We start from the raw sequence: 13,277 nt of genomic DNA on the forward strand, positions 1-13,277 counted from the left end.
TACGTTTCACGAACCGTGATGCTACCTGTGCAACGGCGTTTCCTCAAGTCCGATACAATCCGACCGACGCCTACCGGACCGAGATGGACCCTGATGCTGAAGGACATACTCAAGGGGGCCGGGTCGGACACGCTGAAGTACTTCCCCGTGCGACTCGTACCCGCGCTCACCTCGCTCATCACCGTGCCGGTGTTCACCCGCATGGTGGAGCGTGCCGACTACGGCAACTTCTACCTCATCTCCTCGGCCACCTCGCTTGCGGCCGCTGTGGCCACCGCGTGGATCACCAACTCCGTGGTGCGCTTCTACTGGACCTACCGGGGCGAGGACCGGCAAGACGATTACGTGAGCACGTCGGTGTGGTCCACGGTGATGTCGGTCCTCGTCGTGGCGGCCGTGATCCTTCTCGCCGTATGGCTGGCGCGCGACTCCCTTTCCCCGGGACTCGTGGGCCTCGTGCCGATCGGCGTGGCGTCGTTGTGCATCACCTACTTCGGAACCGTGCTCCTCCAGGTGCTCCGGGCGGCCAACAAGGCCACGCCGTTCGCCATCATCTCGATCGGGGTGACCCTGCTGGGAACGGCCGCGTCGGTCTATCTGGTGGCGGTGCCGCGGCTCGGCTCGTACGGCATCCTGCTCGGTATGGTGATCGGCAACGTGCTGATGCTCCCCTTCAGTCTGCGGATGGTGGCGCGTGAAGGCTCGCTCTCTCCAAGGCGCTTCAGCCCCGACATCCTCAGGCAGTACCTGTCGTTCGGCATGCCGCTCGTGCCGGCCGCCATCTCCTCGTGGCTTCTCGTGCTGGCCGACCGCTACATCATCGAGTTCACCCGCACCACTGCCGAGGTGGGCCTGTACTCGGTGGCGTACGGACTCGGCGAGAAGATCATGCAGCTGATCACGCTCCCGCTCATCATCGCCATGGGGCCGGTGATGATCCAGACGTTCGAACGGCAGGGACAGGCGCTTGCGCAGCGCGTGCAGACGCAGATGACGCGCTACTTCGCCCTGCTCACGTTCCCGCTGCTGTTCGGGCTGGCGGCCACCTCGCGGCACTTCATGCAGGTGTTCACGGGCCCCGACTACCGGGCGGCGTTCCCGATCCTGGCCATCGTGGCGGCGGGGTCGCTCTCCTACGGACTCGTGCAGATCGCGGGCAACGGCATCGCCCTTCACAAGAAATCCACCATCACCATGACCAACACGATGACCGCAGGCGTCTTCAACATCGTCACGAACATCGTCTTCGTCCCCCGCTTCGGCTATATGGCGGCGGCGTACACCACGCTCGCCTCGTACGCGCTGCTGCTCGCGCTCACGTGGTACCGGAGCAGGCCGTACATGGAGTGGGTCATCCCGTGGGCCGACCTCGCCCGGATCGCGGCCGTATGCGGCGCGATGTGGGCGGCGATCGCCCTCACGCTCGGACGCGTACCGGGGAACATCGGCGTGCTGTTGGCCGAGGTGGCGCTCGGCGCGGCCGTCTACATCGCCGGCATCTTCATCACAGGCGCCGTGCGGGCCGACGAGAGAGCCTACGTGCGTGATCTCGCCGCCCGCGTATGGCGCCGGCTGACGGGACGCACACGATGAGCCTTGCTGTCGCCATCCTCGGCCCCACGGTGAGGCAGGACAGGTCTGCGTCGGTGGGAGGCGTGGCGGTGCACACCGCTGCGCTTGCCGGGGCGCTACGCCAGGCGGGAGCGCGCGTGGCGGTCCTCTCGGACAGCGAGTACGTCGAGGCAAGCGGATCCGGCACGTACGGCGTCAGGGGCGCCTCGGCTGTGTGGCTGCTGCGCACGGCGGCGGCCCATCCGCTCACAGCCGCGGGCGTGCTGTGGCGCTCCGCCACCTCGGCCGAGAGGCGCCGGCTCGGACTGCCGCTCAGGCGCACGTTCTCGCGCGCGCTGCTGATCCGCAGGGCGCTCGATGCGGAGCGGCCGGACGTGGTGCATGTGCAGCAGGCCGACTTCAGGCCGCTCTACCTGCGGCTGGCCGGCGCAACGGCCCCGGTGGTGACTGTGGTGCACGGCCTGGGCGGCCTTGAGACCGGCGAGTACCCGGCGATGCGCACGCTCGTGCCCGAGCATCTCGCCGCAGCCGACGCGGTTACCGCTCCGTCGCAGGCGCTGCTCGATGAAGTCCGCGACCTGCAGCCCCACATACGTCGCGCACAGGTGATACCCAACGCCGTGGACCATGAGCGGTTCGGTCCGCGTGACGCCGCCGAGGAGCGCATGGCTGTCGGACTCGGCGATCACACGGGGCCTGTACTGCTCTACGCGGGACGGATCACGGAGCACAAGGGGGCGGGCGATCTGCTCGAGGCCTTCGAGACGATCAGGCGCGAGCGCCCCGACACCTTGCTCGTGATGGTGGGCCCGTGGGGCCTCGATGCGCCGATGCCGGGACCGCACTCGGGCGTGATGGTCGTTGACGCCGTACCCCCCGACATTATGCCGCTGTGGTTCAGCGCCGCCACACTCACCGTGGTCCCCTCCCGCTACGAGGGCTTCGGCCTGGTCGCGCTCGAGTCGCTGGCGTGCGGCACGCCCGTGCTCGCCGCCGACACCGGCGGATTGCCCGAGGTGGTGGATCCCCGCGCGGGAGCGCTGGCGCCTTCCCGCTCGCCCGAAGCGCTTGCGCAGGCAGCGCTCGAGCTCCTGGCCGACCCCCGCCGGCTCGAACGGATGTCGGCCGCGGGCCTCGAGGCTGCAGCGCGCTACTCGTGGAGCGCCACCGCTGCCGCCTACCTGAGCCTGTACGCCGAGGTCGTCGGACCGCACGCGCTCGGCCGTGAGTGCTGACGTACCGGTAACGCCACCATCCGGCGAGGCCACCGTCGCGCGCGGCTATGCTACGCTTCGAGCCGGACACAGGCCACCCGGACCGCGCCTTCTCACCGCGCGCCCCGCGCCTCTCGCGTGTGTGGCCCCGCACTGCTGCCGAAGGGAACACCAATGGCTGACGTTACCGTCATCGGTACCGGATACGTAGGTCTCATCCAGGGCGTGTGCCTCGCCGACGTGGGCCACGACGTGACGTGCGTCGACATCGACGAGGCGAAGATCGAGATGCTCCGCACGGGCACAAGCCCGATCTTCGAGCCCGGCCTGGAGGAGCTCCTCGCGAAGACGATCGCGTCGGGCCGCATAACGTTCGCCACACCTGACGACGGTTGGGCCGATCTCCTCGGCGACATCGTCTTCGTGGCCGTGGGCACCCCGCAGGCAGACAACGGCGCGGCCGACCTGCGCTTCGTGCGTTCGGTCACCTCGGCCATCGCCGCCGAGGCCACCCACCCGTTCACGCTCGTGATGAAGTCCACGGTGCCCCCGGGGACGGGCCACGCACTGATCCGGCGCACACTCGCCGATGCGCCTGTGGACATCGCTTACGTGTCGAACCCCGAGTTCCTGCGCGAGGGCAAGGCGCTCGAAGACTGGTACCGCACCGACCGCATCGTGATCGGCTCGGACACGCCGGACGCCGCCGAGGCGGTCTCGGCGCTGTACGAGGCGGTCGACGCCCCGCGTGTGATCACCGACATAGCGAGCGCCGAGACGATCAAGTACGCGTCCAATGCGTTCCTCTCCACCAAGATCTCGTTCATCAACGAGATCGCCAATCTGTGCGACGTCATCGGTGCCGACATCGACGCGGTCTCACACGGCATCGGGATGGACACGCGCATCGGGCCCGATTTCCTGCGCGCCGGCATCGGTTACGGCGGTTCGTGCTTCCCCAAGGACACCCGCGCGCTCGACTTCATCGCCACCATCAACGGCTACGAGTTCTCGCTGCTGAAGTCCGTCATCGAGGTGAACAACCGCCAGCGTCTGCTGCCGGTGATCGCCCTGGTGCGGGCGCTTCCCCACCTCCACGAGCGCACGATCGCGGTGCTGGGACTGGCGTTCAAGCCCGACACCGACGACGTGCGCGAATCACCGGCTGTGGACATCGTGCCCCTGCTCGTGGAAGAGGGCTGCTCGGTAAAGGTCTACGACCCGATCGCCGCCGAGGTTGAGATTCCCGGCGCCACGCGTTGCGCCACGGTGTGGGAGGCGCTGGATGGCGTCTCCGCAGCGGTGGTCATCACCGAGTGGGGCGAGTTCGCCACGCTCGACTGGGAGCGTGCAGCCGGCATGATGACGTCGCCCGCCGTGGTGTTCGACGGCAGGAACTGTCTCGATCCCTCCAAGGTGGAGGCGGCGGGGCTCTCCTATATGGCCGTGGGCCGTCCGGGCGCCCACAGGACGGGCAGGAGCGGCTAGACCCGTGCGGATCCTGTACATCCATCAGTTCTTCGCAACGCGCGGCTCGTCACTCGGCCTGATCCGTTCGTACGAGTTCTCCCGCAGATGGGTGGAGCAGGGACACAAGGTCACGGTGATCACCAGCTCCTCCCGGCTGCCCGACGAGTACCAGCGGGCGCGCTACGTGGACGGCACGATCGACGGCATCTCGATCCGCTCGGTGCGCGTCGGCTACTCCAACTACATGAGCTACGCCCGGCGGATGTGGTCGTTCCTGGCGTTCACCTTCGGTGCCACGCGCCGGGCGGCGACCGCCGGGAAGCACGATGTGGTGTTCGCCACCTCCACCCCGCTCACTGTGGGGGTCCCCGGCTGGGTGGCGGCCCGGATCACCCGGACACCGTTCGTGTTCGAGGTGCGCGACCTCTGGCCGGAGGCGGCCATCCAGATGGGCGCGCTCAAGCGCAGCGGCCTCCTCGCACGTATCGCGAAGCGCCTGGAGCGCTTCCTGTACCGTCACGCCGAGCACGTAATCGCCCTCTCCCCCGGCATGGCCGAGGGCGTGATCGCCGAGGGCGTGGATCCGGATCGAGTTCACGTGATCCCCAACTGCTCGGACCTCGACCTCTTCCATCCCGGAGAGAAGGATCCGGAGATCGTCGATCGGTTCGGCCTCTCGGGGCGGCTCGTGGTCGGCTACACCGGCGCGATCGGCCCGTCCAACGGCCTCCACGACCAGATCCCCGAGGCTGCGCGGATCCTTGAGGAGCGCGGCCGGAGCGACATCGTCTTCCTGATCGCGGGAGACGGCAAGAGCCTGCCCGCGCTTCGCGAGCGCACTGCCGGCCGCGCCAACGTGCTTCTCGTGGGATCGATGCCCAAGCAGGACGTGCCCGCCATTACGCGAACGGCGGACATACTGCTCACCCTCTTTGCCGACGTGCCGATCCTTGCCACCAACTCGCCCAACAAGTTCTTCGACGCGCTGGCCTCGGGACGTCCGGTCATCGTGAACCAGCCCGGCTGGACGCGCTCACTCGTGCTCGACAACGAGGCGGGGCTCGCGGTGAAGGCGGCCGACGGGGCCGCGCTGGCAGAAGCGATCATCGCCCTCGCCGACGACCCGGAGCGACGCGAGCGCATGGGCTGCAACGCGCGAATGCTGGCAGAGCGGGAGTTCAGCCGAGACGAACAGGCCGACACGCTGCTGCGCGTTCTGGAAGACGCAGCAGGCCGGTAGGCGCGCTACTGCGGCGTTGCCGTGGCGGTATCCCAGGTGGCGTAGTCGTCGCCGACCACCACCAGGATGTCCGTGGAGAACGCGTACATGCCGCGGCTCTCCACGACCTTCGCCTTGGGCAGGTCGCTGGCAACCTGTACCGCCGCCGCATGGTCGGTGGAGTAGACCACCAACGTCTCCTCGTACACGAACTGATTGGCGTTGCCCACCTCGGTGATCGTGTAGCCGAGCGCGGCCAGGATGTCGCTCGTGGTACCGGCGCTGCCCTCGATGCCGGCGCCGTTCCGGACCGTGACGCTGATGGTTGCCCGATCGATCTCCTCGGGCTCTTCCACTGCCGACTCATCGAAGCGGCGGCCCTCGAGCATGGCGCTGACGAGCAGCTCCTTCTTCTCCTCGTCCAGCCACACGTAGGGAGAACGCCACTCGCCCTCGAGCGTTGCCGTCTCGACGTTCGCACCGCCGATGTCCGCAAGGTCGATGGCCGACTCCACGAGCCGGGCAACGGTCATGTCGGTGGTAAGGTACCCCGCCACGTCTTTCACCATCGACGGGATCTTGAACACGCTGTCGATCTGGGTAGCCTGGTCGGCCAACGCCTTGAAGAAGGTCTGCTGGTGCCTCATGCGCGTGAAGTCAGCGTCGGGGAAGTCGCGGCTGCGCACGTACGTGAGGGCCTGCGGGCCGTTGAGTCGCTGGTACCCGGGTTCTATATGCGGTTCCCGGTCGGCGAGCGGGAGGCCGCTGGCGGCTTTCCAGTCGTCGATCTCCACATCCACGTCGACCCATACCCCGCCGAGGGCATCCACCATCGCGGCGAAGCCCCGGAAGTCGATCTCCGCGTAATGGTTGATCGGCACGCCCGTGAGGGCTGTCACCGTCTCGGCCATGAGCTTGGGGCCGCCGTAGAAATGCGCGGCGTTGATCTTGTCCACGCCATATCCGGGGATCTCCACGCGGGTGTCGCGGGGGATGGAGAGCATCCATACCATGCCTTCCTCTGGATCGACCCGCGCGAGGATGATGGTGTCGGCTCGCGCCGCCTCTTCACCATCACGGAAATCGGTACCGAGGAGGAGGATCGTGTAGGGCTTCTTGGGCTCGCGCTCGGTAAGCGACTCGCCCATGTCGGCCGACTGGAGCGCATTCTCCTCCATGATCCGGCCTGCAGCAGCGAACTGCGAGTACACGTATGCGGCGCCGCAGCCCACGAGCACCAGTATGAGCAGCGCGAGACTGGCGACCGCCCGCTTGATCGCCCGGTTGCGCCGCTCGTGGTGGACACGCATCCGCGGCGCCGCCTCGACAGCATCCCCCGCCCGGCGCGATGTGCCGGGCTTGGGCGTGTCGAGCCGGCTACGCGTGTAGACGCGGCCCCGTTTGCGTGAGTGTCTTCCCACTCGGTATGACTCCCTGTAGCTCAGTCTTCGTATCGTTGCTCGAACATCCGCCCGACGGCTGCGACCGTACAGCTGCCATCGTGACGCCTCGAGCAGTGTCCCGGCGTACTTGCGGATAGACGATCCGGATACCTGTATCGTTCACCGGCACCCGAACCGACGTACGGCGTGTCCGATGACCGTCTCCATGCGCATTGGGTAGCACGCATGATAGCACTCGCTCCCCGCGCGCCTACGGCCGTGAGCGCAGCCGTAGCCGGCGGGCGCACCTCTTACGCGCCAGCAAGCGCCCTTCTTACGACCGCCACGACCTCTTCCTGCTGCTCCCGTGTGATGCCCGGGAAGCATGGCAACGCGAACGTGCGCGCATCGCATGACTCGGCCATCGGAAGCGATGGGCGCACGAAGCCGTCCACGTGATCGAACGCCTCCTGCTCGTGCAGGGCGAGCGGGTAGTAAAGCGCGGTACCGATACCCGCCTCCTTGAGCGCGCCCATGACCGTCTCGGCGGCCTCCGCGCTCTCCGTCTTCACGATGTAGAGGTGATAGACGGCGTCGCCGAAGTCACGCGCAACGGGAAGCTCCAAACCGTCCACGCCCGCAAGAAGCTCGCCGTAGACCGCTGCCGCCGCGCGACGCTCGCCATTCCAGCGATCGAGGTGCGGCAGCTTCACCAGCAGGATCGCCGCCTGGAGCGCATCGAGGCGCGAGTTGGTGCCGAACGCGTCGTGGAAGTACTTCTTGCTGGTGCCATGGCTCGCGAGCTTGCGGGCACGGGCTGCCAGATCGGCGTCATCGGTGGTGATCATCCCGCCGTCACCGGCCGCGCCGAGGTTCTTGCTCGGGAAGAAGGAGAACGCGGCGGCGTGCGCGAGCGATCCGGCGCGCTTGCCCTTGTAGGTTGCGCCGATCGCCTGGCAGGCGTCCTCGATCACGGCGATACCGTGACGCTCCGCGATCTCGAGCAGCGGGTCCATGTCAACGCACTGGCCGAAGATGTGTACCGGCAGGATGGCCTTGGTGCGCGGGGTGATAGCCGCCTCGATCTGCGAGACGTCCATGTTGTAGGTGCCGGGCTCGATGTCCACGAAGACCGGTGTTGCGCCCACATGGCGGATGCACTCGACCGTGGCCCAGAAGGTGAACGGCGTGGTGATGACCTCGTCGCCCTTGCCGATGCCCATCGCCGCCATGATCAGGAACAGGGCGTCGGTGCCGTTGCCGCACGCCACCGCATACGTGGTGCCGCAGTACCCGGCGACAGCCTCCTCGAACCCCTTGACCTTGGGGCCGCCGATGAACGCCGCGTTGGCCATCACGTCACCGATGGCGGCATCGAGTTCCGCCTGAAGCTCGCGGTACTGGGCCTTGAGATCGAGCAGGGGGACACCCATCGCACACTCCTTCATGACACGTCGTCTACCGGGATCCATCCGATTGTGACACGAGCTGCAGCCTGCGGGGCGCCCGGAGCCCATCCGTAACGCTGCCGTTCACTGGTTGCCGAGAAGCTCCTCAGCTGCCACATCGCGCACCGCGCGCGCCGGCACACCCATCACCACGGTGCGCGGTGGCACATCGCGGGTGACGACGGATCCGGTGGCCACGAACCCTTCCTCGCCTATCTCGATGCCGGGCAGGATGTGCGAGCCGCCTCCCACACGCGCGCCACGGCGGATCGTACAGCCGCGCATCTCCTTGAGGCGCTTCTCGGTGCGCCCCATGTAGTTGTCGTTGGTGGTGACCACCATCGGAGCGATGAACACGTCCTCCTCGATGGTCACGTACGCGGTGATGTACGCGCCGGTCTGGATGCGCGTGCGGCTGCCGATCGTGGTGTCGTTCTCTACCGTCACGTTGCGGCCGATCACGACACGATCGCCCACCGTACACCGCTCACGCACACCGGCGCCGTCGGCGATCACGCAGTCGCTGCCGAACGTGGAGCCGGCCATCAGGACCGCGTTGTTCCCTACGACACACCCGCTGCCGAGCACAAGCCCGTCGAGGTCGCCACCCTTGGCGGTGGACGACTTGGCGAGTTTGGGCGGCTTGCCCACCATCGCACCGTCACTGATGGTCACACCGTCACCGATCACGGCGCCGGGGAACACGTGGACGAACGAGCCGATGGTGACTTCGTTACCGATGACCACGTTCTCATCGATCACGCAGAACGGCGACGGCGAGAAGCCGCCTCCGACCTGTACCGAGGGATGCACATATGCGGTCATGAGACCTCCAGGGCCGTGGCGACCGGCGCTCCGCCAGCGGCGATCGATTCGCTCACAGCCTCGAGCACACGCACGACCTCGAGGCCGTCCCTGCCGCTCGACCGGGGCCGCTCTCCGCTCCTGCAGCAGTCGATGAAATGCTGCACTTCGAGCGAGAGCGGCTCGGCCATCTTGATGTACGGCACCGTGATATCGCCGAAGCGAAGCGTCAGGTCTTCCCGATATCCGAGCGCGTCGGCGGGTGCGCCGACGCCCTTGTCGTAGATCCAGATCTTCTCGGTGGCCTCCATGTCGTCGAACACGAGCATCTTCTTCGTGCCGACGATGGTGAACTTGCGCGTCTTGTGCGGATCGAGCCAGCTCACGTGGATGTTGGCCATCCGGCCCGACGCGAAGTGGAGGTTGGCGAACACGGTGTCCTCCACACCCGGGTTGAGGTACGCCGCCCCGGTTGCCGAGACGCTCTCGGGCGCCTCGCCGAGCAGGTAATTCACGATCGACACATCATGCGGAGCCAGCGACCAGAACGCGTTCTCCTCGGTACGCACCTTGCCCAGATTGAGACGTTGGGCGTACAGGTACATCACGTCGCCGAGTTCGCCCGAGTCGATCACGTCTTTGATGTGGTTCACCGCCGAGTGATAGACCATGAGGTGACCGACCATCAGGATCAGGTCACGTTCGTCGGCAAGCTTCACGAGATCGGCGGCATCTTCGCTGGTGAGCGTGAGCGGCTTCTCCACGAAGCAATGCTTGCCCGCCTCCAGAACGGCCCTGGCCACCGCGTGGTGGCTCGGCGCTGACGTGGCCACGACCACGGCGTCCACCTCGTGTGTGGCGAGCATCTCGTCGAGACTCGCGCACACGGGGACATCAGGATACGCCGATGAAAACTTGGCGAGGTTCGCCGGTGCGGCGTCGCAGACCGACACAAGATCCGAGTCCGCGAGCTTGTGGACGTTGCGCACCAGGTTGGGGCCCCAGTAGCCGAAGCCGACGACGCCGATCCTCAACGGTGTCTGCTCGCTCACAGCCGCACCACGTTCCCACCGTCGTACTGCTCGAGCGCGTTACGCGTGTCGAGCACGAGTGACGCCTCGCGCGCCACGAGGGCGTAGTCCACATCGCTGTGCGCGGTGATGATCAGCACCACGTCGGCTGCCGCGACCGTCTCGGCGGTCAGGTCGACCGCGGGGATATCCGTCCCCGACACGGCGAAGCTCGGCACGAACGGGTCGTGGTACACCACGTCGGCTTCCTTCTCCAGGAGCAACTCGGCGATGCGGATGGCCGGCGACTCGCGCATGTCGTCGATGTCGGCCTTGTACGCCACGCCGAGCACGAGCACCTTCGAATCGGCGAGCGGCTTACGCTGCGCGTTCAGGGCATCCATGAGCCGATCGATCACGTAGTACGGCATGTTCTCGTTGATGCGGCCCGAGAGGTCGATGAACTCGGTGCGGAAGTCGAACTGCTTCGCCTTCCAGGAGAGGTAGAAGGGGTCGATCGGGATGCAGTGCCCGCCGAGTCCGGGACCGGGATAGAAGGCCATGTAGCCGAACGGCTTGGTCTTGGCCGCCTTGATGACCTCCCACAGGCTGATGCCCATGCGCTCGCAGAGCATCAGCAGCTCGTTCATCAGCGCGATGTTCACACCGCGGAAGGTGTTCTCGAGGAGCTTGGTCATCTCGGCCACGCGGGTGGAGCTCACCGGCACCACCGTATCGATGTAGCGGGCGTAGAGCGCCACTGCATTCTCGGTGCAGGCCGGCGTGACGCCGCCGATGACCTTGGGGGTGTTGCGGGTCTGGTAGACGGGGTTGCCGGGATCGACCCGCTCCGGCGAGAACGCCAGGTAGATGTCGGTTCCCACCTTGAGACCGCCCGACTCCAGGATGGGCTGGATGATCTCCTCGGTGGTGCCCGGATACGTGGTGGACTCCAGGGTGATCAGCATCTCGGGATGCAGGTACGGGGTGACCGAGCGCGCCGCGGACTCCATGTACGAGGTGTCCGGCTCCTTCATGTCATTGAGCGGCGTGGGGACGCAGATGGCGATCGCGTCCACCTCACCGGCGCGTGAGAAATCGGTGGTCGCCGAGATGAGCCCGGCCTCCACGAGCGGGGCGAACTCCTCCTGCGGCACATCGGGGATGTAGCTCGTTCCCGCATTGACGAGGTCGGCCTTCTCGGCAGAGACCTCGAAGCCCACGACCTTGTGCCCGGCCTTGGCCATCTCCAGGGCAAGCGGCAGGCCCACATAGCCCAGCCCTACGACCCCGAGGACCGCTTCTCCGCTCTCGATCCGCTCCTTGAGTCCCATCTCATCCCTCTCGTGTATCGTGCCAGCCGCGCGACTCGCCGCCGGGCAACCCTATGATTCTATCGCGAACATCAGCGTGCCGGAGCATGCCAGCGCCTCGCCCACCAGAGCGCGCGCCTCGCCGAACCCGATCCTGCCGCGCGCCTTGGTGATGTCCACACGCATGGTGAGCGTGTCTCCGGGCACGACCTGACGCTTGAACCGCACCTGGTCGATCCCGGCGAAGAACGCGATCTTGCCCTGGCTCTCCGGGCGCGAGAGCAGCGCAACCGCCCCCACCTGCGCCATCGCCTCCACGATGAGCACGCCCGGCATCACCGGGTGCGACGGGAAGTGCCCGGGCACCCAGAACGCGTCGGAGCGCACGTCGAGCTCACCTGTGGCGCTCACCCCCGGCTCCAGCTCGAGCACGCGATCTACGAGCAGGAACGGATGCCTGTGGGGGATGATCTTCTCGATCGCCTCTCGGTCGAGCATCGCTGTCTCCTATTCCTCGCTCATACGCACATCGGCGCCCAAGGACGCCAGCTTGCCGGTGAAGTCTTCGTAGCCCCGCTCGATGTGATGGACCCCGGTGACGACCGTCTGCCCCTCGGCCACAAGCCCGGCGAGCACCAGCGCCGCGCCACCGCGGAGGTCCGGCGAACAGACAGGGGCGCCCTCGAGGCGGTCCACGCCGCGCACGAGAGCACGATGCCCCTCGATGTCGATGTCGGCGCCCATGCGCTTGATCTCGTCGGCGAACATGAAGCGGTTCTCGAACACGTTCTCCGTGATCACTGAATCACCCTGCGCGAGCGCCATGAGCGCCATGAACTGCGCCTGCATGTCGGTGGGGAACCCCGGATGCGGCAGCGTCGCGATATCCACCGGCACGACCGGCTCGGTACGCGAGATCGTGACCGACTCACCAGCCACAACCATCTCGCACCCCGCAGCGCCGAGCTTGTTGAGCAGCATCTCCAGGTGTGAGGGATCGAAGCCCGTGACCGTGACGGGGCCGCCGGCGAGCGCCCCTGCCACCAGGAACGTCCCCGCCTCGATGCGATCGCCGATCGTGGTGTGCTCGGCTGGTGTCAGCGTTCGCACGCCCTCGATCTCAAGCGTCGAGGAGCCGCGTCCCGAGATGCGGGCGCCCATCGACGTGAGCATGTCCACCAGGTCGCCGATCTCGGGCTCCCGGGCGGCGTTGTCGATCACGGTCACACCCTCGGCCAGGACCGAAGCCATGAGCAGGTTCTCCGTGGCGCCTACGCTGGGGAAGTCGAGTATCACCTGCGCGCCCCGGAGGCCTTCCGGCGCCGCGGCGTCGATGAACCCGTGTTCGAACGACACGTCCACGCCGAGGTGCTCGAGACCGTGGACGTGCATGTCGATCTTCCGCGACCCGATGTTGCAGCCGCCCGGCATCGCCACGCGCGCATGCCCGAAGCGGGCGACGAGCGGGCCGAGCACGACGATCGAGGCCCGCATCTGGGCCACGAGCTCGTACGGGGTCTCCACCGAGGTGACGTCCGACGCATCGACGCGGACGGTGTGGTCTTCACGGGTCACGCGCGCACCGAGGCCTTCGAGCACGCGCGCCATCACGTCCACGTCGCTGATGGCCGGGACGTTGTGTATGACCGATTCCCCGGGCGCGAGCAACGCCGCCGCCATGAGCTTGAGCGCCGAATTCTTCGCGCCACCCGCACGGACCGACCCCGAGAGCGGGCGGCCGCCGGTGACGATGATTGACGGCATCGGTGCGGATCCTTTCGATGGGTTCGTGCTTAGCAGGGTAACGGACGAGCCATGACAGCGCCAACGCGCCGGCGCTGCTGT

The 13,277-nt window shown here is 67.0% G+C and carries 11 protein-coding genes; 4 read left to right on the forward strand and 7 right to left on the reverse strand.

All coding sequences use genetic code 11. From position 1 onward, the window contains the following. Window positions 1–93: 93 nt before the first annotated feature. The 4 genes from MSB02_RS03590 (at window position 94) to MSB02_RS03605 (ending at window position 5,496) form a co-directional block, all read left to right on the forward strand. Window positions 94–1,593, forward strand: coding sequence for an oligosaccharide flippase family protein (locus tag MSB02_RS03590; RefSeq protein ID WP_267193832.1), 1,500 nt, complete (start codon window positions 94–96; stop codon window positions 1,591–1,593). Beyond that, on the forward strand, window positions 1,590–2,807 hold the full coding sequence (locus tag MSB02_RS03595) for a glycosyltransferase family 4 protein (protein ID WP_267193833.1): 1,218 nt from the start codon (window positions 1,590–1,592) through the stop codon (window positions 2,805–2,807). The genes MSB02_RS03590 and MSB02_RS03595 overlap by 4 nt, the downstream gene beginning before the upstream one ends. A 153-nt stretch (window positions 2,808–2,960) precedes the next feature. Then, window positions 2,961–4,274, forward strand: a complete 1,314-nt coding sequence (locus MSB02_RS03600) for a UDP-glucose dehydrogenase family protein (protein ID WP_267193834.1) — start codon at window positions 2,961–2,963, stop codon at window positions 4,272–4,274. 4 nt (window positions 4,275–4,278) lie between these two features. Then, window positions 4,279–5,496, forward strand: a complete 1,218-nt coding sequence (locus MSB02_RS03605; RefSeq protein ID WP_267193835.1) for a glycosyltransferase family 4 protein — start codon at window positions 4,279–4,281, stop codon at window positions 5,494–5,496. A 5-nt stretch (window positions 5,497–5,501) separates the two neighbouring features. On the opposite strand, the gene MSB02_RS03610 is transcribed toward MSB02_RS03605, so the two are convergent. The 7 genes from MSB02_RS03610 to murA all read right to left on the reverse strand — a co-directional run bounded on the left by MSB02_RS03610 (window position 5,502) and on the right by murA (window position 13,196). Next, window positions 5,502–6,896 (reverse strand): LCP family protein, encoded by a 1,395-nt coding sequence (locus tag MSB02_RS03610; RefSeq protein ID WP_267193836.1) that lies wholly within the window; start codon window positions 6,894–6,896, stop codon window positions 5,502–5,504. A gap of 272 nt (window positions 6,897–7,168) precedes the next feature. Further along, window positions 7,169–8,290 (reverse strand): DegT/DnrJ/EryC1/StrS family aminotransferase, encoded by a 1,122-nt coding sequence (locus MSB02_RS03615; protein WP_267193837.1) that lies wholly within the window; start codon window positions 8,288–8,290, stop codon window positions 7,169–7,171. A gap of 99 nt (window positions 8,291–8,389) precedes the next feature. Then, window positions 8,390–9,130: an acyltransferase gene (locus MSB02_RS03620; protein WP_267193838.1), complete on the reverse strand. Its 741-nt coding sequence runs from the start codon at window positions 9,128–9,130 to the stop codon at window positions 8,390–8,392. Further along, window positions 9,127–10,161 (reverse strand): Gfo/Idh/MocA family protein, encoded by a 1,035-nt coding sequence (locus tag MSB02_RS03625; RefSeq protein WP_267193839.1) that lies wholly within the window; start codon window positions 10,159–10,161, stop codon window positions 9,127–9,129. The genes MSB02_RS03620 and MSB02_RS03625 overlap by 4 nt, the downstream gene beginning before the upstream one ends. Beyond that, the gene (locus MSB02_RS03630; RefSeq protein WP_267193840.1) at window positions 10,158–11,453 is read right to left on the reverse strand and encodes a nucleotide sugar dehydrogenase; all 1,296 of its coding nucleotides are present in this window, start codon (window positions 11,451–11,453) and stop codon (window positions 10,158–10,160) included. The genes MSB02_RS03625 and MSB02_RS03630 overlap by 4 nt, the downstream gene beginning before the upstream one ends. A gap of 51 nt (window positions 11,454–11,504) precedes the next feature. Then, window positions 11,505–11,930, reverse strand: coding sequence for a 3-hydroxyacyl-ACP dehydratase FabZ (gene fabZ / locus MSB02_RS03635; protein WP_267193841.1), 426 nt, complete (start codon window positions 11,928–11,930; stop codon window positions 11,505–11,507). A gap of 9 nt (window positions 11,931–11,939) precedes the next feature. Further along, window positions 11,940–13,196, reverse strand: a complete 1,257-nt coding sequence (murA, locus tag MSB02_RS03640) for a UDP-N-acetylglucosamine 1-carboxyvinyltransferase (RefSeq protein ID WP_267193842.1) — start codon at window positions 13,194–13,196, stop codon at window positions 11,940–11,942. Window positions 13,197–13,277: the final 81 nt, after the last annotated feature.

This window comes from Anaerosoma tenue (assembly GCF_023161965.1).
Taxonomy (GTDB): Bacteria; Actinomycetota; Coriobacteriia; order Anaerosomatales; family Anaerosomataceae; genus Anaerosoma; species Anaerosoma tenue.